We start from the raw sequence: 21,786 nt of genomic DNA, 5'->3' as shown, positions 1-21,786 counted from the left end.
CAAGAACAGCCTCAATTAAGAGAAGAGGCTTTATTGAAATGGCTGATAATTGAAATGCTTCGACCGTATTGAACTAAATGACGCCTTAATTTGACGAATCTAGTTAGCTATCGGGTTTGGCTAGCAAGTTATCAGCTGGCTGAGACTTTTCCGACACTTGTAAAAGTCAGTGAGTTTCTCGACAGTTTTATAAGAGAAAATAAAATCCCTAAACTGCTCTGGCCTAAGGATCCAGCGCTATCGCCGAACCTGTTTTGCTCTCTGGAGGCCCGGCTAGCGGTCGGGCATAGAAAAGCAGAACAAACAAAAACCTTACACCACTGACCCGCAAAAGATGAAGTTTTGCCCACCAACTGGCAGAATTAAGTCCATATCGCAAATATATAAAAATGCCGCTTTTGCTCTCTGGGCGAAGGTTTATAAATGACCTAGAGGCCGCTGGCTGCATTGCAATCAATGTTCCTCCAGAAGGAGGCTCGGAAACACGACTGCTTAGAAGGCTGCGTGCTAAAGGCTATCGAACTCAAATAATCACAGCTAGAGGACTTGGGGATCCAGAAGCATTTCTCTTTAAATTGCATGGTGTTAGGCCTCCGCATCTTGGTCATCAAAGTGTTGGGCGTGGAGCAGCCGTAGGAGAAGTACAGGAAGTAATGCCACAACTAACAGAATTCCTGGTGAATGATTCCGCCGTTGTTCTTTGGCTTATTGAAGGGCAAGTCTTATCACCCTCTGAACTACTTGCACTCTGTGATTTATGTAATCGTGAAGCCCGTCTAAAAGTGGTAGTAGAAATGGGAGGGGCTCGCAGCCTTCAGTGGGAACCCATGCTAAATCGTCTTAATTCATAAAAACTTTTCCCAAGAGGCTTCATGACAAATGTCGCTTGGGTGGAACAAGCTATACAAAGGGGCTCTTGGGTCAAATTGATATGTGGTGCAAGCAATGAAGATCTTGCATCTATAACTGATCTTTGTGCTGTTTATGCAGTAGCTGGAGTTCACTGCATTGATGTTGCTGCTAATGAAGCTGTTGTATTAGCAGCCCGAAAAGGACTTAAGTGGGCAAGGTTAAATCATGGTGTAAACCCTTGGTTAATGGTAAGTATCAATGATGGGAAAGATATTCACTTCCGAAAAGCATATTTTGATCCTAGATATTGTCCTTTAGATTGCTATCGTCCTTGCGAAAAAATCTGTCCAACTCAAGCTATAAGACAAGAAAAAGGTGTTGAATCATCGTTATGTTATGGATGTGGTCGGTGTATTCCAAACTGTCCTTTTGGATTAATCAAAGAAAATAATTACGAGCTCAAAATTAAACATATAGGATCTCTGGTAAATGCACTTAAACCTGATGCATTAGAGATTCATACTGCACCTGGTCGAATAGAGACTTTTCAACAAATAATCTCGGAAATAATGATTAGCAAGGTTCCCCTTCACCGCATTGCAGTGAGTTGTGGCTTAAATAAACAGTTCACCTCACCCGAGCAACTTGCTAAAGAACTCTGGCAGCGGCATTCCTGTCTAAGGAGCCATGGGCAACGTCCCATCTGGCAGCTCGATGGACAACCAATGAGTGGAGACCTAAACCCTCTTACAGCAAAAGTGGCTGTAAAACTTTGGGAAAAGATTCATCATCTCGCCCCACCAGGGCCACTTCAACTAGCAGGAGGGACAAATGCAAATTCAATTCAATTAATTCCTCCTACAAAAGGACCCTCTGGCATTGCATTTGGAGGAACTGCTCGAGCCCTTCTTAAGCCTTGGCTACAGGAAGCTCAGGCAAAACAAAAAAACTTGTGGGAATGGGATGCAGGTTGGCAAGCCTCCATAGAGAAAGCTCGGACCCTTATAGGCCCCTGGCTATCTCGAAATAACCAATAACAGCAGAAACTCTTAGTCAAGATCTCATAGACCACCCTGGCAACTCAGGTCAACCAATAAACTTCTGACTTCAATAGAGGAATAACGTCTTAGTAAGAGTGGATTGACGAAGGTCACTCCTATATGTGTAACTATTTGAATACAGTAAAAGTAACTTTCAAAAGTTGCATCACTGATCATTGGGGCGTCGCCAAGCGGTAAGGCAGCGGGTTTTGGTCTCGCCATTCCTAGGTTCGAATCCTAGCGCCCCAGTTTTTTCAAATATTTAGTGAGTTCTTCACAGCTATTAGTTTTTGATTTCGACGGGGTCATCCTCGACGGAATGCAGGAATACTGGTCTAGTGCGCGTCAAGCATGCCTAATGCTTCTGGAAGATCAAGCAGACTCAATAACCCTCCCAAAAGAAATTCCAAACGAATTCAAATTGCTCAGGCCTTTGGTTCATCACGGCTGGGAAATGGTTGTTATTGCAGCAGAACTAAAAAACACACACAGCCAAATTTACAAGAAAGGAATCCAGGAGTTCTCTCACCAGTACCCGCGGTATTGCAAACAAATTCTTGCCCAGCACGGATGGAATCCATCACAGCTGCAACAAGCATTGGAAGAGGTCAGGAAAAAAGCCCTAAAACATAATCCTGAGGTCTGGTTAGCTCAGCATCAACCATTTCCTGGAGTTCTTAAGCGACTGGAATGCCTTTTATCAGAAGGGATAAATTACGTCGTACTAACTACAAAAGGAGCTTTATTTACAGCTGAGCTACTGAAAAGGTATCGACTTAAGCCTTATCTACTGTATGGGCATGAAGCTGGCAGTAAGACCGAAATTCTTGTTGAGCTATCTAGAAAATACACTCTGCGCGGATTCATCGAAGATCGTAGAGCGACACTAGAAAAGACAATTGCAGTACCTCAACTGAAATCTCTACCTTGCTATTTAGCTAATTGGGGATATCTAAAACCTAATGACCATAAGGATTTACCACAAGAGATTCAACTCTTGAGCCTAAAAGACCTTGCGAACCCCTTGGCGATGTGGCCTTAGTTCGTTAGGGTACGCCTGTACTACCGAACAACTTTGCGCGAAGAGTGGCAAGCATCATCTCCTGTTTTCGCGAATCACAGCAGAAGGCTGCAATTTGCCGGCCAAGTAGCGGTCAAGGGTTCCTAATCGTTCTTAATTACCAATTGTCATGCCAGTCGAAGTAAAAACATCACAACCTTCCAATTCGAATTCACGTCAAAACGAATCAGGCTCAGGGGAAAGGGACAAAGCACTAAGCCTTGTGCTCAGTCAAATCGAACGAAACTTTGGGAAAGGATCCATTATGCGATTGGGGGATGCTTCCAGGATGCGTGTGGAAACAATCTCCACCGGAGCTCTCACACTTGACCTTGCATTAGGCGGAGGGTACCCCAAAGGACGAGTGGTAGAAGTTTATGGCCCTGAAAGCTCAGGCAAGACAACCCTCACGTTGCATGCAATTGCAGAAGTACAAAAAAGAGGTGGCGTAGCAGCATTTGTCGATGCAGAACACGCTCTTGACCCCGTTTACGCGGCTTCCTTAGGGGTTGACATCGAAAACCTTCTGGTCTCTCAACCAGATACAGGCGAAATGGCACTGGAAATTGTCGACCAATTAGTTCGCTCAGCCGCCGTGGATCTAGTGGTTGTCGACTCTGTTGCAGCACTCACCCCACGATCAGAAATCGAGGGGGAAATGGGCGACCACGCCGTCGGCAGCCAAGCGCGTCTCATGAGTCAGGCAATGAGAAAAATCACTGGCAACATAGGAAAATCAGGGTGCACCGTCATTTTTCTCAACCAATTACGTCTCAAAATCGGAGTAACTTATGGAAATCCAGAGACAACAACAGGTGGCAATGCGCTGAAGTTTTACGCCTCCGTCAGACTAGATATACGTCGTATTCAAACCTTAAAACGCGGGACAGAGGAATATGGAATTAGAGCCAAAGTCAAAGTCGCAAAGAACAAAGTTGCCCCTCCTTTCCGTATTGCTGAATTCGATATCCTTTTTGGCCGTGGGATCAGCACCTTGGGCTGTTTACTAGATTTAGCAGAAGAAACAGGTGTAGTTACACGCAAAGGCGCGTGGTACAGCTATGAAAATGACAATATTGGCCAAGGACGTGATAACACAATCACATGGCTCGAAGAGAACCCGAAATCTCGTGACCAGATTGAAATGTTAGTCCGGAAAAAGTTAACTGAAGGATCAGAAGTAACAGCTAATTCGATGAGACCCTTAGCAGCAGCAGCACGAACAGCAGCTACAAAAAAAGCTTCTAACCAGGTGTCTCAAGCTGCTTAATTAAAACAACCAAAATATCCTCCGAAGAAAGTTCGCAGGTTAATGAGGCACCTATGACATTCGGCTTGTTCAACCTCTTGCGTCAGCCGGTACCCACCAACCAGCAGCTGGTCCTACAAAACGTACAACCACCCAAAGTAAAACAAGAGCACCAATACCGAACCACGCTCCACGGGTAGTAATTGAATAGAACTGATTTTTCTGCTTTTCAGTGATTGGCAGCCATGAAACGATTTTTGGAGAATCGTCCTTTCTAGGCTTGTCATTGCGAGGGGGTAACCCCTGAATAGCTCGACGACGGGCTTCTCCCATTGCCTTAAATAAAAACTTTGTACTAAGAGAGATTAGAACGTTTAATCGGGTAAAAGACGATGCAAAGGAGTCCAAGGCTCAAGAATACGCAAAAAGTCTTCTCCCCAACTTCTAGATGTCAGTCGGCCATCAAGTATTGCTAAACGACCAGAACCTTTTCTTAGAGGGGCAACTGCTAGTGGCAATAGAGACAACGCCTCTGGTAACAAGAAATCTCGAAACCAATCTCTGCCTTGTCTTTTAAGAGATTGAACACGAGCAAAAACATAGGGAGATTCCAAACTCGCCAAAGGAAGTAAAGCAATAATCAATTGTTCGGGTAAAGGAACGCGATGGTGGTGCTGCAACCACCAAGACCATCGACAACAAAGAGCACCATTTGATTCAACAGCTGTAGTTTCATGAACAACTCTGCTCCCAAATTCCGCTGCCAATGCTGCCGTAAGTTGAAGTCTCAAGTGAAAGTCATCTAACAGAATCACAGTCAATCCCCTCCTGCCCAAAACCAAACGACGGCTCTGAGCTAACAAATGCTCGGAAAAAACTTCAGTATTAGGTCGAGGCTGACGCTTAGGTAAAAATAACTGGATAGGTTCCTGACACTTGAGCTCATTGATTGCTACTACAACAGGCGAAGGGAAAATTTCAGGAACCAATTCAGATACAAGCAATGAACTTTTGCCAGATCCACTAAAAAGGATTGTTGGCTGATCTCTTAAAAGACCTTGAAGTAAAAATAAAGGTTCGAATGGTTTAAATTTCCAAACCCAAGTCAACATTTTGTGGTCTAACTCAGCCCAAGTAGCCCATTTATCCAAGTCAATCTCTAGAACGGATTGCCATGGCTCAGGCAATTTCCCAAACCCAAAAGATAAGTCCTTAAAAGCTAAAAAATCACTGTAATCAATAGTGACATGAGGGTTTAGCCGAGCTTTCGATGCAAAAAGCCTAAGGCTAATGTCTTCAAAGAAATTTAAATATGCTTTTTCTCCGGACGGATTAGCTCGACATAAACTTTCCCAATCATTTGGTTTAATTTCAATCAAAATACTTTCTCTAAGCCGCGCATTAAGAAACTCTGCTTCAGGGACTATTAGCTGTCTGCCTTGTAAGTAACCCTTTCTATAAGCATTTACAAACCCAGAAAAATCTAATAGCCATAGTTGCTCTTGAGGCGGAGGGTCCAACTCTTCCCAACAACTAATCGAAAAGCCATGTCGTCGAATTCTTGGAAGCTCTAGTGTGACAAGTTTGGATCGCAATCGATTAGAAACAATTATGACTGCTCCACATTGCTCCAACCCCAGTGAAACCATGAGGCCGAATAACCATTCATCTTGACTAGAAGGCTCAAGTTGAATCAGAGTGTGATCCTTACGTCGCAAACTACGTGCTACAAGACGACTAACAGTAAGGTGATGTGGCCAAGAAGAAGCATCCTGCAAAAGCAGTTGCTTCATTTTTTTATGTGCATAAGCTTCCAACATAAAAAAAGCCTAATTAATTAATAACAATGGAACATCGATAGCCATGCCTTACCAATATGCAAATCACCTCCTTTTTCAGAAAATATGAATCACAAAAAGCAACCATTTCAAAACATTGGTGTTGTAGGACTAGGGCTGATAGGTGGATCCTTAGGACTTGATCTACAAGAACTTGGCTATAAGGTCTACGGGCTGGTTCATAGGCAAGAAACAGCTTCAAGAGCAAGGGAACTAGGCCTGGCAACAAAAATAAGTACTAACGAGATAATTCTAGAAAACTGTGATCTAGTAATACTCGCCCTACCTTTGGATGAATTGCTGAACCCAAAAAAAGAACTCTTAAATGCCTTGCCAAAAAAAGCAGTAATAACAGATGTGGGATCTGTAAAAGCTCCCATCTTAAAAATTTGGAGCAATTTGCATCCTCGTTTTATTGGATGCCATCCTATGGCTGGTACATCTCAAGCTGGGGTAGAAGCTGGTAAGAAAAACCTTTTCAAAGGTCGTCCTTGGGTAAGCACACCAGATTCAAAGACTGATCTTGAGGCTTTGGAATTAGTCCGTAAATTAGTTCTCAGTCTTGGTAGCAAATGGATAACTGCAGATGCCACAAATCATGATGAGGCAGTTGCACTAATATCGCATTTACCAGTTCTTATTAGTGCTGCATTAATAGAAACTGTTGGGGAGGAGAAAAACAATAACGTATATGAACTCGCCAGCAAGATTACTTCCAGCGGTTTTGCTGATACAACCAGAATTGGCGGCGGCAATCCCAAACTTGGTGCCACAATGGCATCCACTAATAGCAAAGCAATTTTACAGGGATTATCCATCTATAAGCAATGTCTCGAAAAATTTGAAAAGACATTAATTAAGGAGGATTGGTTTGCTCTAGAAGAAAAACTAAGGCGTACTAAAAAAGTACGTTCAAAAATTTTATCTTCTTAAAAACTCACAAGAACATTGTGAACTCTTTTCCCCTGTTTTCTAACAGCTGTCTGCTCGCCATTACGGCTGATTGCGTAACCCCAGCAGTTCCTTCCCCTGGATAAATTGAATCTCCACAAAGCCAAAGACCCGGTATTGGTGTCCTACTCGCCAGTCCAAAGGGACCAAACTTACTGGGAGTCTGGCCCAGGCCACCAACTATTCCTTCTGGACGACCAGTCCATTTGGCAAAACTTCGTGGAGTTGCAAGTTCTTGATGCTCCCAGTTAGCAGAAGATATTTGCAATCTATCTTCCATAGCCCCCAAAATTCTCGCAAGTACAATCTGTTTTCGTTGCCGATAGATTTCATCAGTTAAATTTGACCAAGCAGATACATCCGTAAAGCTACTGGCAATAACTGTCGCGAATCCTTCTGGTGCACGACCATCACCTTCATCACTAATTGAAATAAATAAATCGCCTGGGTCTTGGAGTGGGAACTGAATATGTCCAAAACATTCATCTGGAAGACATGAGCGTCTTATTGCGCCATAAAAGACTAATGCTCCTTTTGGTTTTGCGAGGGTTTTTATGTATTCAATATAAGCCTTATTATGGTTTATATCTTTCACAAGAAGTTCAGGTAAGCATTGAGGTGGAAGAGTGCAGATAATATCTGAAGCATGCATATAAATTGGTTTTTTGCCGGGTGATCTTAGTATGTCTACTTTCCATGAGCGACCCCTTAATTGTCTTTCTATATGCATTACACGATGTCGAAGGTAAATTCGACCCCCTGATCTTTTCACAGAATCTTCCAATTTATCACTAAGCTTTTTCATCGACCCATCAAGATGCCAAAGGCCTAAAGGTGCTTGAGCTATATTTAAAACAGTTGCTCCATATAGGGCTGCTGTTCTATCAGCATTCTCTTGAGAATAAAGCTTAAGCTGTAAATCTAAAAAACGTTTCAACCGAAGATCATTTTTAGATCCACATAACATTAATAGATCAGCAATCGATAATCTACTTAGTATCCCAAAGCCCAAATTAGCTGGACGAATTGCCTTTATTAGTTGAATAAAATCCCACGAGTCTCTCACAGGGAGGATAGGATCTCGTTTCGAAAAGTCCCAATTTGATCGATGAATATGTGCAATTAAGTTCCAAAAAGAATCAGAATCAGGAAAATGTTTTTTTCGTTCTTTTTCCCATTTAATTGGATCATGCCAAATCCTAATAGGCTCATAACCATCATCCAGGTCTACCACGCAAGCAGGATCTAGAACATGGGCCTTTGGCAATGGAATGTTTAAATGTCTAAAGATTCTCTCGTGACTACCTCCAACTTCCAAACCTGCAACCTGAGTAGCGCCAGCATCAAAAATAAAACGACCGCGAGAAAAAGTACCTGCACACCCACCTGTCTGGGAATGAGATTCAAGCAAAGTTACCGCTATGCCCTCTCTTGCCAACAAAGCAGCAGAAGTTAGGCCAGCAATTCCACCTCCTATGACAATGACAGATTCATTACTCATGACAACATATTGACAAAACCCATCCAGAAAGAAAATGCCCGATCATTGGACTAATTCACTGTTCATCCAAAACGGTCCTTTTGCAGGCAATACATTAGAAAATATCTCACCCGTCTCTGGTGGTTGTATTCATCAAGCTTGGAGAATTGAATTAAGTGATGGACAAAAAATTTTCGCCAAAACAAACCATAAAGATCTTCTTAATGTTCTTGAAGTAGAAGCAAAAGGCTTAAAAGCATTAAAAAAATGGACAAACAATTCTCTAATTACAGTCCCTGAGCCTTTACTAGTAGAAGAGCTCTCTGGCAGAGCAGTCTTACTTCTACCTTGGCTAGAGTTGTCAGGGGATGATCAAACAGCTCTTGGCCAGGGTCTAGCCTTAATGCACCAAAAATCTGCTAAGCATAATCCTGAGAAATTTGGTTGGGAAGAAGATGGGTATATTGGGAAAGGAATACAACCAGGTGGCTGGCTAGCCAATTGGGGCGAATATTTTGTAAATATGCGTTTAATACCCCAACTAAAAATCGCTTCACAATGGGGATTAAGAATTGAAGATTATCAAGCAATACTTATAGCATTGCCTTCATTTCTAAATGAACATCAACCATCCCCCAGCATTGTTCATGGAGATCTATGGGGTGGCAACGCAGCCATTCTTCAAGATGGTCGAGGGGTTCTAATAGACCCCGCAGCTTGGTGGGCAGATAGAGAAGTGGATATTGCTATGACAAAACTTTTTGGAGGGTTTTCTAAAAAGTTCTACGCTGGGTATGAAAAGGTTTGGCCACTACCCACTTCAGCTCAAAAAAGAGTAGAAATATACAACCTATACCATCTAATCAACCACGCAAACCTATTTGGAGGCTCCTATAAAGAACAATGCCTAAGAACTCTTAAAACACTAAAAGGGTCAATAATCAACTAGAACACTATCAAACTTGAATATGAATCAACCTAAATATTCTTTACGCAAATTCTGAACCCTCTCAATAACCGCATTCCTCTTATCGCTTGTTTTAAGGTTCTGCCAACTCCATTGACCTACGACCACAAGCCCTAACAACTCAAGCAAACCAGGAATGACAGGCAGAAGATTAACGGTGTCAATAACACCCTTGATAATGATCTGAGCAACAATAACAAGTGTGATAATCCCAGCCGCCTTGCCATATTTACCCATTTGAGTCCAATCGACCTTACTCAGTGTCTCGTTAACAGTTCTCATCAATTGGCTGAACTGCTCTGAGTAGTTGATTGTGTCGTCTTGATTTCCAGAATTGGCCACAGCTTTTTGGGGAGTGTTGTTAGTGGTTTGAGTAGTGTTGTTAGTGGTGCCGTTATTTGCCTCAGAGTTTAGTTCACTCATGTAAAAAACCCTGAATGCAATTATGTAATGAGAATATCGAAAGTATCTATGTAATGCCAGGTTTGCTTAAATTCGAACATGATTGCCTAACAATTCTTAGTCGGAGCCTCCTCTCAGTAGCACCTGAAGAAGGTTGTGCATTGTTACTAGGAACTCAAAAACCAGCTAATAATGACCAGAAAACTCCTGCTTGGCATATTCAAAAAATTTGGCCTTGCCTCAATGCTTGGCATCCTGGCCTTATGAATAATTCTGGAGAAGAGGAAAATGAAGTTGTAAATCACCCAAAAAAGCTATCAAAGAAAAATCGATTCGCTCTAGACCCCAAAGATCAACTTGAAGCTCAACGATGGGCAAGGAAGAATCATCTTCAAGTATTAGGAGTTGCTCATTCCCATCCGCAAGGGAGAGCAAAGCCTTCAGCAACAGACCTTTGCTGGGGAATGTCTCCAGGGTTAATGGTAATCGTTTCCAATACAGAAGGCATAAAAGCTTGGTGGCAATACGGCCGGGGACCCGAGCAACATCATGAAGTGCTTCTAGTTAGTGATGAATAATTAAAAAATTTTCTAATTTCATGAACACCAAACGGAAACCTCACCAAGATCTAAGCCCAGAAGAGATCAAACGTTTTTCACGTCATATCAATCTTCCTGAAGTCGGTTTAGAGGGCCAAAAACGTCTTAAGAATGCTTCTGTACTTTGTATAGGCATTGGAGGACTGGGATCACCATTACTTATTTACCTCAGCGCTGCTGGTGTGGGGCGCATAGGGATAGTTGACTTTGATGTAGTTGAAGAATCAAATCTACAAAGACAAATAATCCATAGAAGCAACTCGGTTGGGGGGAAAAAAACCTCTTCAGCAAAAGATCAGCTCCTTGAAATCAATCCAAATTGCCAAGTCGATGTCTTTGAAACAAAAATCACTGAAGAAAATGTCCTGGAAATCATCAAACCCTATGACCTCGTATGTGATGGATCAGATAATTTTGCAACTAGATATTTAATAAATGATGCTTGCGTAATTCTTCATAAGCCAAATATTTATGGTTCCATTTCACAATTTGAAGGGCAAGCAAGTGTATTCAATTTATCTTCCAACAGCCCTAATTATCGAGATTTATTGCCAGAACCACCTCCAAATGATCTAATTCCATCATGTGCCGAAGGCGGAGTTTTAGGCGTATTGCCAGGAATAATAGGCGTCATACAAGCTACTGAAGCAATCAAAATTATCACAGGCATAGGTGATCCACTCGATGGCAGGTTGCTTGTATTTAATGCACTATCAATGAAATTTCGTGAGCTAAGGCTATCTAAAGATAAAAGTAGGTCTTTGATCAGTAAATTACCTAATGAGAAAGATCCACAGCAGAATCCAAACAATAGGCAGAAGAAGAATAGATATGAAATAGAAACTATTTCCACAAGAGAATTAAAAATGCTTCTTGATCATAAAAAGGATGCTATTGCTCTTCTAGATGTCAGGAATCCATGTGAAGCAGAGTTATCATCTATCCCTGGGGCAAAATTAATTCCACTTAAGCAAATAGAAAGTGGAGAATCCATTAAAGAAATAAAGAAAATTGCAGAAAATCGCAAGATATATATTCACTGCAAGAAGGGTTTCAACTCTGCAAAAGCGATCAGAATTCTTAGAAGCTATGGCATAGAGAGTATTAATGTTAAAGGTGGTATAGAATCATGGGAATACCAGATAATCAAGAAAAGAAATGCCTAAGCATAATATTTTCTAAGCCTAATTTAATAATCAACTCCTCTCTTAAGATCTACTCCTTGCTCCGCATAATGCTTATGGCAAACCATCTCGGAGTGAATACTTGCCAAGTCAAAATAGGCTGGTGGATTTTTACACCTGCCAGTAATTATAACCTCAGTCTCAGCAGGTTTTCTTAGCAAAGTTTGTACAATTGGCTCAACTGGCAAGAGCTCAAGGTCAACACATGGGTTCAACTCATCAAGGATAACTGTTTTATAAAGTCCGCTAGAAATCGCTGCTCTTGCGATTTCCCAAGCGCGTTCTGCTTCAACATAATCAATAGGTTGTTGCTGACCTCGCCAAACAATCGCATCGCGACCAGAGCGAAGATGATCAACTAAATGTGGATAACTTTCTCTCAGCGCTGCTATTGCTGCATCTTCTGTATAACCACTACCACCTTTTAACCATTGAAGAATTAACACTCTATGACTCTTATCTTGACTAATCCCTCGACCGATTGCCTGAAGAGCTTTCCCGAGAGCACTCGTTGATTTACCTTTACCCTCGCCGGTGTAAATCTCTATTCCTCCAGTTGAATTAAGACTTAGCAAATTGTCCTCCTCTTGAGGTGGACGACGATGAGCACGCATCTCAGAATGCAAATCAGCCACATCAATCAAAGGAGTAGGAGCTGCACGCCCGGTAACAATTATCTCCATTCCCTCTGGCCTTGAATTAAGTGTATTCACCACCTCTTCAACATCCAGTAAACCCAAATCCAAAACAGGGTTTAGCTCATCTAAAACTACAACTGAATAGAGAGCACTAGCAATAGCTCCCTTTGCAATATCCCAACCTCTTTGCGCTTCCAAATAATCAAAATGGGAAGCCCCCTCGGCACTAAAAAAATCAGCACGACCGGTCCTGACTTGATCGATTAAATGTGGGAAGCCTTTTTGAAGAGCTTCAATTGCCGAATCCTCGTCATATGACCTTCCAGGCCCTTTCAAAAATCGAAGTAGTAATACCCTTGTTCGTCTCTTCTCACAAATTCCTAACCCAATAGTCCGAAGAACCACTCCTAAAGCAGCCTGACTTTTTCCTTTACCTTCCCCGTCATAAATGTGCAATTGACCATGACTACGTTCCTGGCGGTCTGCAGCTGTAACAATGCCAATACCTTGCCCTTTGCCATTGCGAGTTTGTTTTCTCTCGCGCAATGTCTTCGCTGCTTCCGTCTGTGAAGACATATACAAGACTCACTATGAGTGGAGCTTAACTAGTTCTGCAAGCGTCTTGTTTTTTAAGGGAAAAACAAGTGTCAAATTTTGAACTTCTTGAAGAACTCTCTGAAGAAGAGTTCAGCCAGCTCACTGAGCTCCGCAACTTCATTGGAGGGCTTCAGCGTGTATGCATTGCTTATTCTGGAGGTGTAGACAGTTCTTTGGTTACTGCCATAGCTAAAGAACAATTGAATAAAAACGCTTTTGCTGTTACTGGAGTTTCGCCAGCATTAGCGCCTACACTTTTAAGCGAGGCAAGACAACAAGCAGCTTGGATAGGAATAAACCACAAGGAATGCTCTACCAAAGAACTAAAAGATCCCAAATACAACAGTAATCCCACGAATAGATGTTACGCATGTAAAAGTGAATTGCATTCTCATCTAAAACTTATTTCCCAAAAAGCAGGCAACTTCCAAGTTATTGATGGAGTCAACTATGACGACCTAAAAGACCATCGGCCTGGAATTTCTGCAGCCAAAGAAGCTGGAGTCATTTCACCACTTGCAGAATTAAAAATTGGTAAATTATCTATCCGTAAAATTTCTAAGGCACTTGGTTTCCCATGGTGGGATAAACCAGCAGAGCCCTGTCTTGCATCTAGGTTCCCATATGGAGAATTAATTTCCTCAAATCGGCTAATTTTAGTTGGAAAAGCGGAATCATGGTTAAAAGAAAATGGATTTACTCATGTGAGAGTAAGGAATGAAGGATTAAATGGAAAAATCGAAGTTCCTTCCCATCAAATAAAAGAAATCACAGAAGATGTAATGAGAGAAAGGATCATCAAAAAATTCATTGAGCTTGGGTTTGATTCTGTAACTATTGATCTAGAAGGCTTTTCTAGTGGCAAATTAAACAAGCATATAAAAATAAATTCGAATCATTAAACTTACTCAATAAGCTCAAAGAGGTTTATTGACTTACTTTATTTCTCTAAAAATTTACCCTTAAAAATTAACTAAATATCAACTGGTTTTCTAATTGCGGTTCTAATATCTTCAGGAATTTTTCTTTGCAAGCTTTTCAAGGAAAAGCCTTTAGCCTCTAATTCATGGCCTAAAAACTCACAAGCCCTTTCAGGCAAGGTGTTCTCTCCACAAGTAAAAACATCAACAGCAGCATATCCATGCTCAGGCCATGTATGAATAGATATATGTGACTCTGCCAAAAGAGCTAATCCAGTAACACCCTGAGGAGCAAAACGATGAGTCATCAAGTTGAGAAGTTGGGCTCCTGCATGCTTGGCTGCCGCAGTCAATAAGGTCCTTACAAAAGCCTCGTCATTAGTCTTCCCTTGATCACAGTCATACAACTCAAGAATGCAATGCTTGCCAGCAATGTTGGTATTTGCGAAAGACCGAACCTTATTAAGGTCTTTAGCTTCCGAATCGATCCACCCAGGATTAGGGTGCAAGCAAGTAGGAATAGGATCCATGTATTCGGGAAAAATTGATCAGCACATTACTTGACGTTACCCAAATCTCTAAAGAGCTGAGCCTCCACAATTTGTGAATCAGCTTGCCAATCCCTTGCGAATCCATCTAAATGGGTTGCTGTAATAAGACTTTGATGTTGCTCACCAACAGCCTCAAGCAATAACAACTGTCTGGTTTTATCTAATTCTGCTAATACATCATCCAACAACAAAAGCGCTGGCTCTCCATAAATTTGGCTTACAAGGTCCAACTCTGCCAGCTTTAAAGCAAGCACAATTGTTCTTTGCTGACCAGCAGAAGCAAAGCGACGTGCCAACACACCATTTATCAAAAAGCCAATCTCATCCCTATGAGGGCCCACAGAACAATGCCCAAGTCGTTCTTCATTCACTCGCTGGCCAAGAAGCTGTTCTTCTATCGAAATTCGCCAGGCCTTCTCCTCTTCCTCTCCCTCCAAAACACTACCTGCCTCATAAGTCATAGTAAATTTCTCCTTCCCATTACTAAGAGTTTCTTGCCATTTAGCCGCCAAGGGTTGCAAATGTCCCAATGCTCTTTTCCTTCGTCGATGAATTCGAGTACTTACTAAAGCCATCTGAGTATCAAAAGCATCAAGCATCGCTAAACGATCCTGAGAAGAATGATTAGCCAGATTTCTCCAAAAATGACTTCTTTGTCGCAAAAGCTTGTTATAACGACCTGTCAACTCTGAATAAACAGGTTCTAACTGCTGAACAACCCTATCCAGCCAATTCCTTCTTAAAACAGGTTCACCCCGAACTAAATCAAGATCCAACGCACTGAAGCATACGCATCTCAATGGACCTATAAGATCCAACTGCCGAACTAAAGGTTTTTCATTGAGATATGCCTTCCGCCCACCTCTTCTTCGAAGCTCGAGTTGCAGTTGATCACCATCATTAGCGATAGCTCGAAGAAGCGATTGGGTTTTATTCCAATGAATAAGATCTTGATCACGGCTACATCGATGAGATCTCAAACTACCTAACAATTCAACCGCCTCTAGCAGGTTTGATTTGCCTACACCATTTGATCCAATTATTAATAGCCGCTTTTCAATTACATCCAGTTCCAACTGGATGTAATTACGGAATCCCTCTAGTTCAAGCCTATGGAGCCGGATCGGTCGAAAAGCAACTTGCAGATAAGCTACCGTGATGAAGGGACGTGATAGTCGAGTCATTTATAAGCTAGATGCTTATAAATGGGCATGTAGCTCAGTTGGATAGAGCATCAGATTCCGGTTCTGAGGGTCGGGGGTTCGAGTCCCTCCATGCTCGTTAATAAAGGGTTTGAAAAAAGGAATGACTTAAAAAAGCTTCAACCCCATTGCCCGAATACCACCGGGGTCAAGCAAAAAACCATTTTCTTGCAATGCTTGTTGCGAGGCTTTTGAAGCAGCAATTGAAATACTGCAACCAGGAATATCCCTTCGCAAAACACGCAGTGTTTTATTCACTAATACCGACAACAAGCTTCCCTGATCATCACCAGGTTGAGCGACTAAGTTCCATAAATTCGCATTTAATCCATAGTCAGTCGTTGCACGCACAAACCCTACTAAAGATCCAGTAGATTCTTTATAAATGCTGAGATAATAAATACTACGTTCTATAGCCAATGAAAGTTTCTTAGGGTGATACATTTGCTCTCTACATTTCCAGAAAAGTCGATTCAGAGAGCCTGATTCAGGAACATTCTCATCATCTAAAAAATGTCCTGGTGGAAGACTTAAAGAGGAAGACTTGATTCTAAAAGGCATAAAAAATCAGCCCGTATTTCTCATACCTGCAGCAATACCATTAATAGTTAGCAAGGCACCTCTTAATAATTCACTTCGACTATAAGTACGTCCATCTGAATCGCCTCCAGCTAATTCACTAATTGGTGGCTGCCTATTTTGATCACGCAAGCGTCTTAATAAAGCAACCTGAAGAAAACCCAAAGGGACAATAGTACGATTCCTAAGATCTACAGACAATTGGAGTGCATGATCAGCGCCTAACAATCTTTTATGACCAGTAATATCTAAAATCAATTTACGTGTACAAGTATATTCATTAGAGATCGTCTCGAAAATCAGACCAAACGCTTCGCGATACTCTCTCCCACCAAGAACACTTACATAATGATTAGCTAAATCTAAATCAACTTTAGATAAAGTCATTTCAACCTTAGATATCAACATCCTGAAGAAAGGCCAGCGCTGGTGAAGCATACGTAATAGCTCCAGTTGAGCAGGGTCAGCATCAACCTCTGCTGCCAAAGCAGTGCCAACTCCAAACCAACTAGGTAATAAGAAACGACTTTGCGTCCAACCAAATACCCATGGAATAGCTCTAAGACTAGATAAGTCCTTAGCTCCACTTTTCCTACGAGCTGGACGACTGGAAATCTGTAACTTACTAATTTCTTCAATAGGAGTCACTTGCTGAAAGAAAGCTACTAAATCTGGATTGTCGTGAACAAGAGCTCTATAATGCTCTCGGGATCTTGCAGCTAAACGAGTCATTAGCTGATTCCACTCAGGGGTAGCATCTAATTGATTTCTGACGAGACTGTTCTGTAATACTGCAGTAGTTACTGTCTCTAAGTTATAAAGAGCTAATTCAGGTAGGCTATATTTTGATGCAAGTACTTCTCCTTGTTCAGTAATCTTTATTCGACCTTGAAGTGTTCCACTTGGTTGAGCAAGAATTGCTTGATATGCAGGCCCGCCCCCACGACCCACCGATCCTCCACGACCATGAAATAAACGTAAAGCAACGCCTTTTTTAAAGGCCAAATTTTGCAATGCAATTTGTGCCTGATGAATCTCCCAATTACTCGAAAGAAAACCTGAATCCTTATTACTATCTGAATAACCAAGCATCAACTCTTGAAGCTGCTGCGAATTTTCACCAATCCTGGGAAGCAAATTCCTATAAATAGGCATGTCGAAAAGTTCTTCCATCACCGAAGGCGCATGCTGAAGATCCTCAACTGTCTCAAAAAGAGGAACCACAAGAAGCTCAGAATGTTTCCCAATTGGATCAACCAATCCTGCCTCTTTTGCAAGCAATAAAACCTCTAACAAATCAGAAACACTATGGCTCATTGAAATCACATAAGTTCGACAAATCCTGCTTCCAAATTCTTCCTGAAGTCTATTTAGCATTCTGAAAACTGAAAAAGTCTCGGATGTACTTTGAGACCATGACACTTCTGAAGGGATCAATGGTCTACGAGTTTGAAGTTCTTGCTTTAGCCATTCAACTTTTTCATTCTCCTGCATCTCTTGATAGGACTTTGGAAGATTTAAATAACACGTCAACTCATCAATAGCATCACTATGCCTCGTACTTTCCTGGCGAATATCTAAACTGGCTAATGAAAAAGCAAATATCCGAACCTGTGTAAGTAAAGTTTCTAGAGGCTCGCAACTCAAATCTGTACTTACCAAACTGTTCCTAATCAACTCCAAATCACTTCGAAACTCTTCGACAGATGCATAGTGAGGTGCTTCACCTACATTAATTGAATTTCTTTTTACATCTGTGCCTTCAGGTGAACTCTCCCACCAACGCATTTCAGCTAATTGTTTATTACGTTGTTTCGTCAATCTCAGACGCTCTAAGGTATAACTTAACTTCAACCGATATGGCTCAAGTCGATAACGAGCTGCCCGCTCCTCGTAGACCTCTGGGAAACGCAATCTATCCATTTCAAGTGACTCAAGTAATGGAGCACTAACCTGACTCCATTGCATAGAAATGCTCAATTGATCCCTTAATTTTTGTACTGCTGAGCAATAACGTTCCAACATTAATTCACGTTGGTAGCAAGCTGTTCTCCATGTGATCTCTGGAGTGACAGAGGGGTTCCCATCACGGTCAGAACCAACCCAAGAACCAAACGTACAAAACGCAGCTTGTGGGAGATGAACATCTGGATAACTAGATGTCAAAGCCGTAGAAATTCTTCTTCTGAGTTGAGGCATTGCATCAAATAAAACTTGCTGAAAATAATGAAGTGCATAATCAACCTCATCAAGAACAGAAGGTTTAAACTGATGCAACTCATCAGTACGCCACCAAAGTCTTATCTCTTCCTCTAACTGAAGTCTCAAACTTTCTTTTTCTGATTCGGAGACAACCGAATTAGACTGAAGTTGTTGTAAAAGACTAGCAACTCTTCTTTGTTTGTGTCTAACAGTATGCCTAACAATTTCAGTTGGATGTGCAGTAAATACAAGACGAATATCTAATTCTTGCAAAAGAGTCTCAAGTTGAGCTGGAGGAACATTTAATCGACGTAATCTCTCAAATAGCTCTCTAAAAGTGGCTGGATCTGTTTGACTAGCAAGTGGAGGAGCAAAAGGATCAAAAGACTCCTCAGATCCACCCTCCCTAACACTTTTTATACTTGCAAGATAACTATCTTCCTCAATTCTTTGCTCCAGAATATTAACCAACTGAAAATACAAAGAAAATGCACGTGCTGCAGCTATTGCCTCAGCTAAATCCATTTCACGAATCAGTAAAACAATTGCAGCGCCGGTTCCAAATTTATCCGTGCCCTCATCAGTCAACGGATCACTTAATTTCTTCAATCGCAAAAGTCTTTCAGCTTGTTCTGGGGGGCATTCACTCCGTAATACCGTCTGCCAAAGATCTTCGACAAGCTCAAGACGTTGTTCCAATAATCTGCCAGCATTTTCTTGCTGTACTGGAACAGATCTCAGCTCATCTGCTTTGATAGACCCGTTCTGGGAGGAACGCTGCATTGAATTGCTTGAAGAATCAGATTTAGGCATCATCAAAGCATCATCTCAGCACGAGAAGCCTGCATCTCTTCTATAGCCATCGCTGAAATTCCTTCTTTAAGAACACTTTGAATACTCTTACCTTGAGAATAATCCTGAAGCCATTGCATGGACTGATTTCCAGTTCGCAAAACAGAGGCCAATGGAGATAGCTGATCGAGCATAGACAGCTCTTTTGCTAAAGGTGTTACCTCTTCAACAAGGTCTTTAATCCAATCTCTACAAATAATCAAACTTCCATCTCTCCAGTGTGACAAAGCTGCATCAAGGCTATCTTTTGAAGCTGCTAAATCATTCTTGTCACTTAATACAGCTAACTCTATTTCAGATAACTCACTACTTTTTAAAGGATCTAACTTCTCTGGTTCTTTAATAAGGCTAAGTACTCTAAGTTCTAATAAAGCAGTCACTGCAAGCAGAACGGAAGGGTCCGTTATCAAATCACAGATCCTAAGCTCAAGACGATTAAGCTCGTAGGGACGACGAGGTCCATTTGGACGTACTGAAGTCCACAAATGTCTCTCATTTCGCATCACCCCACTCAAAAGAGAATTTTCAACCCACCTCACATAATGCTCATAGTCCAAAAACAATGGGACGTCATTAGGATTTAAAGGGAATTGACTCCATCTTTGTGAGTGCATCCCAGTAGGAACATTATCCAGGAAAGGAGAACTAGCACTCAGAGCAAGTAATAAAGAAGCCTCACATCTAACTAATCGCAAAGCTGCAAAAAGCAAATGCAAATCTTCCAACCCTAAATTGATATGAATACTTGCTGTAACTACTTTTGTACCATATGAAGTCTCAATTAAATCATGATAAGGATTACTCAGATCCGACCGTTCAAATCTTTTACTGTCTCCCAAGCTTAGAGTACTACCAGGTAATAAGGTTAATCCCTTAGGTCGCAACCAAGAACGCAACTTTCTTCTAGGTGCCAATAAAGATTCTCTAAGTAAAGAATAATCAGAAGAAGGTTTGGTTATGTACTCAAGATTCCGTTGATCAGGCTCCTTAACAAACTCTTGTAACTCCTGACTAACTTCAACTGCAACCCCTACATGCTCTCCATTAGGCCTTCCAGTAAAAAGCTCAACCTCAAAACCTTTCAGAAGTAATTTCATATCCATAACTAACTTACGTCCAAACAAGCAATAGCTGAGAGCATCCCTCGAGCCTTATTCAGGGTCTCCTTATATTCAGACTCTGGATTGGAATCTGCTACCACACCAGCCCCTGCTTGAACCTGAACTCGCAAGCCCCCTTTTGAATGAGGGCTAACAATCATGGTGCGAATAGTAATTGCAGTATTTAATGCACCTGTCAAATCCACAGAACCATAGACTCCCGAATAAGGCCCGCGTGATTGAGATTCTAATTCGTTAATTAACTGCATAGCTCGTATCTTTGGCGCTCCACTAACAGTACCTGCAGGAAACGAAGAGATTAATAAATCCCAAACATCATTCTCTGGAGAAAGAAGACCTTCAACTTCACTAACCATGTGCATTACATGTGAATACTTCTCAATTACCATTAATTGCTTTACAGAAACACTTCCAGGCCTACTAACTCGACCAAGGTCGTTGCGACCAAGATCAACAAGCATCACATGCTCTGCTATTTCTTTAGGGTCAGCCAATAACTCTTTTTTTAACTGCTCATCCTCATCCTGGGTTAAACCCCTAGGACGAGTACCAGCAATAGGCCTAAGGCTTGCAAGAATTCCATCCTGGCTAGGCTCTGCCCTGACCATAACCTCAGGGCTGGAACCAATTAACTGCCAATCTCCAAAATCAAAAAAAGCCATATATGGAGAAGGGTTAACCATGCGCAAACTGCGATACAAATCAAGAGGTTGCTTTTCAACTCTTGCTTCTAAGCGCTGACTAAGAACTAATTGAAAGACATCGCCTGCAGCAATATGTTCCTTTGCCAATTTGACAGCACTTTCAAACTCCTGTTGTGTGCAATTGCTAGTGACCCCTGGATACTCCTTAACTGCTTCTTGCCATCTCAAAGGTTGACTAAAAGGAATGGGGTCGGACATTTTTCTTTCAAGCTCGTCAAGCCTTTTAAAAGCTTTTGTATAGGCTTCATCTGGAGTTTGCCCATCAGTTAGATCTCCATATACGACAGCAGTTATTAGTCTTTTCACTTGATCGACAATGAGAATGCTATCCATCAACATCCAAGCACCATCGGGTGGATCCTTAGGACCCCGTTCATGTGAAATGACCTTTGGCTCCATCCAACCAATCAATTCAAATCCCCACATTCCATAAAGCTGTCCTAAAGGAGGAAGATTTGGAAGGGTAACTGTCTTATATCCAGACAACCAGGTTCTTAGACCTTCAAAAGGATTCCCTACATATTCTTCTTCTTTTCCACAACGCCATATCCTTTGCATACGATCGCCTCTACATTTAGCAGTCCATAAAGGATTACTAGCCACAACACTCCAACGTCCAACAATTTCACCACCTTCAACTGACTCAAGCAGTACACCTGGAGGATTACCTTGCCCAACCTTCATCCAAGTTGAGAGAGGTGTCTCCAAATCAGCTGGCCAACTCCTGGCTAAAGGAATGAAATTTGAACCTTTAGAAGCTGCCTCATAAAAAGAGGAACGATCAGAACTAACCATTAA

At 41.7% G+C, this 21,786-nt stretch carries 20 protein-coding genes and 2 tRNA genes; 11 read left to right on the top strand and 11 right to left on the bottom strand.

The window, feature by feature from the left end; translation table 11 throughout:
• Positions 1-389 precede the first annotated feature (389 nt).
• The 5 genes from SOI84_RS07215 (at position 390) to recA (ending at position 4,222) form a co-directional block, all read left to right on the top strand.
• The gene (locus tag SOI84_RS07215; protein WP_320673872.1) at positions 390-851 is read left to right on the top strand and encodes an NAD(P)H-quinone oxidoreductase subunit N; all 462 of its coding nucleotides are present in this window, start codon (positions 390-392) and stop codon (positions 849-851) included.
• A 21-nt stretch (positions 852-872) separates the two neighbouring features.
• On the top strand, positions 873-1,889 hold the full coding sequence (locus SOI84_RS07210; protein ID WP_320673871.1) for an LdpA C-terminal domain-containing domain: 1,017 nt from the start codon (positions 873-875) through the stop codon (positions 1,887-1,889).
• Positions 1,890-2,069: 180 nt separating this feature from the next.
• Positions 2,070-2,141 (top strand) — tRNA-Gln (locus SOI84_RS07205).
• A gap of 16 nt (positions 2,142-2,157) precedes the next feature.
• Positions 2,158-2,934 (top strand): HAD family hydrolase, encoded by a 777-nt coding sequence (locus tag SOI84_RS07200; protein WP_320673870.1) that lies wholly within the window; start codon positions 2,158-2,160, stop codon positions 2,932-2,934.
• A gap of 148 nt (positions 2,935-3,082) precedes the next feature.
• Positions 3,083-4,222: a recombinase RecA gene (recA, locus tag SOI84_RS07195; protein WP_320673869.1), complete on the top strand. Its 1,140-nt coding sequence runs from the start codon at positions 3,083-3,085 to the stop codon at positions 4,220-4,222.
• Between the two features lie 69 nt (positions 4,223-4,291).
• On the opposite strand, the gene SOI84_RS07190 is transcribed toward recA, so the two are convergent.
• Both SOI84_RS07190 and SOI84_RS07185 read right to left on the bottom strand, forming a co-directional pair.
• Entirely contained in the window at positions 4,292-4,534 is a 243-nt protein-coding gene (locus SOI84_RS07190) for a DUF2839 domain-containing protein (protein ID WP_320673868.1), read from the bottom strand.
• 41 nt (positions 4,535-4,575) lie between these two features.
• Complete coding sequence (locus SOI84_RS07185; protein ID WP_320673867.1) at positions 4,576-5,994, bottom strand: helicase; 1,419 nt, start codon at positions 5,992-5,994, stop codon at positions 4,576-4,578.
• 111 nt (positions 5,995-6,105) lie between these two features.
• Here SOI84_RS07185 and SOI84_RS07180 point away from each other — a divergent pair, with 111 nt between their 5' ends.
• Entirely contained in the window at positions 6,106-6,972 is an 867-nt protein-coding gene (locus SOI84_RS07180) for a prephenate/arogenate dehydrogenase (protein WP_320673866.1), read from the top strand.
• 4 nt (positions 6,973-6,976) lie between these two features.
• Here SOI84_RS07180 and crtD read toward each other — a convergent pair whose 3' ends face one another.
• Positions 6,977-8,491, bottom strand: coding sequence for a C-3',4' desaturase CrtD (gene crtD / locus SOI84_RS07175; protein ID WP_320673865.1), 1,515 nt, complete (start codon positions 8,489-8,491; stop codon positions 6,977-6,979).
• Positions 8,492-8,525: 34 nt separating this feature from the next.
• Between crtD and SOI84_RS07170 the strand changes: the two genes are divergently transcribed.
• Positions 8,526-9,419, top strand: a complete 894-nt coding sequence (locus SOI84_RS07170) for a fructosamine kinase family protein (protein ID WP_320673864.1) — start codon at positions 8,526-8,528, stop codon at positions 9,417-9,419.
• Positions 9,420-9,443: 24 nt separating this feature from the next.
• Here the strand turns inward: SOI84_RS07170 and SOI84_RS07165 are convergent, their stop codons facing one another.
• Entirely contained in the window at positions 9,444-9,860 is a 417-nt protein-coding gene (locus SOI84_RS07165) for a CAAD domain-containing protein (RefSeq protein WP_320673863.1), read from the bottom strand.
• Positions 9,861-9,874: 14 nt separating this feature from the next.
• Here SOI84_RS07165 and SOI84_RS07160 point away from each other — a divergent pair, with 14 nt between their 5' ends.
• Both SOI84_RS07160 and moeB read left to right on the top strand, forming a co-directional pair.
• Complete coding sequence (locus SOI84_RS07160) at positions 9,875-10,417, top strand: M67 family metallopeptidase (protein ID WP_320673862.1); 543 nt, start codon at positions 9,875-9,877, stop codon at positions 10,415-10,417.
• A gap of 20 nt (positions 10,418-10,437) precedes the next feature.
• Positions 10,438-11,604: a molybdopterin-synthase adenylyltransferase MoeB gene (gene moeB / locus SOI84_RS07155; RefSeq protein ID WP_320673861.1), complete on the top strand. Its 1,167-nt coding sequence runs from the start codon at positions 10,438-10,440 to the stop codon at positions 11,602-11,604.
• 23 nt (positions 11,605-11,627) lie between these two features.
• Here moeB and SOI84_RS07150 read toward each other — a convergent pair whose 3' ends face one another.
• Positions 11,628-12,836 (bottom strand): cob(I)yrinic acid a,c-diamide adenosyltransferase, encoded by a 1,209-nt coding sequence (locus tag SOI84_RS07150; RefSeq protein WP_320673860.1) that lies wholly within the window; start codon positions 12,834-12,836, stop codon positions 11,628-11,630.
• A 68-nt stretch (positions 12,837-12,904) separates the two neighbouring features.
• Between SOI84_RS07150 and larE the strand changes: the two genes are divergently transcribed.
• Entirely contained in the window at positions 12,905-13,759 is an 855-nt protein-coding gene (gene larE, locus SOI84_RS07145) for an ATP-dependent sacrificial sulfur transferase LarE (RefSeq protein WP_320673859.1), read from the top strand.
• A 71-nt stretch (positions 13,760-13,830) separates the two neighbouring features.
• On the opposite strand, the gene speD is transcribed toward larE, so the two are convergent.
• Positions 13,831-14,307 (bottom strand): adenosylmethionine decarboxylase, encoded by a 477-nt coding sequence (speD, locus tag SOI84_RS07140; protein ID WP_320673858.1) that lies wholly within the window; start codon positions 14,305-14,307, stop codon positions 13,831-13,833.
• 26 nt (positions 14,308-14,333) lie between these two features.
• Positions 14,334-15,512, bottom strand: a complete 1,179-nt coding sequence (gene recF, locus SOI84_RS07135; RefSeq protein ID WP_320673857.1) for a DNA replication/repair protein RecF — start codon at positions 15,510-15,512, stop codon at positions 14,334-14,336.
• Positions 15,513-15,535: 23 nt separating this feature from the next.
• On the opposite strand from recF, the gene SOI84_RS07130 reads away from it, so the two are divergent.
• Positions 15,536-15,609 (top strand) — tRNA-Arg (locus SOI84_RS07130).
• A 29-nt stretch (positions 15,610-15,638) separates the two neighbouring features.
• Here the strand turns inward: SOI84_RS07130 and SOI84_RS07125 are convergent.
• From SOI84_RS07125 to SOI84_RS07110, 4 genes are read right to left on the bottom strand one after another with little or no spacing between them, the layout of a single operon-like run.
• Positions 15,639-16,091 carry an N-acetyltransferase gene (locus SOI84_RS07125; RefSeq protein ID WP_320673856.1) on the bottom strand — a complete coding sequence of 151 codons (453 nt, stop codon included), beginning with the start codon at positions 16,089-16,091 and terminating at the stop codon, positions 15,639-15,641.
• Positions 16,092-16,097: 6 nt separating this feature from the next.
• Complete coding sequence (ppc, locus tag SOI84_RS07120; protein ID WP_414153631.1) at positions 16,098-19,124, bottom strand: phosphoenolpyruvate carboxylase; 3,027 nt, start codon at positions 19,122-19,124, stop codon at positions 16,098-16,100.
• A gap of 2 nt (positions 19,125-19,126) precedes the next feature.
• Positions 19,127-20,266, bottom strand: a complete 1,140-nt coding sequence (gene gshA, locus SOI84_RS07115) for a glutamate--cysteine ligase (RefSeq protein ID WP_320675412.1) — start codon at positions 20,264-20,266, stop codon at positions 19,127-19,129.
• A 2-nt stretch (positions 20,267-20,268) separates the two neighbouring features.
• Positions 20,269-21,783 carry an anthranilate synthase component I family protein gene (locus SOI84_RS07110; RefSeq protein ID WP_320673854.1) on the bottom strand — a complete coding sequence of 505 codons (1,515 nt, stop codon included), beginning with the start codon at positions 21,781-21,783 and terminating at the stop codon, positions 20,269-20,271.
• Positions 21,784-21,786: the final 3 nt, after the last annotated feature.

The organism is Prochlorococcus sp. MIT 1341 (genome assembly GCF_034092415.1).
Taxonomy (GTDB): Bacteria; Cyanobacteriota; Cyanobacteriia; order PCC-6307; family Cyanobiaceae; genus AG-363-P08.
The sequence above is the reverse complement of the archived record's forward strand: the minus strand, read 5'-3'. Positions and strand labels throughout refer to the sequence as shown.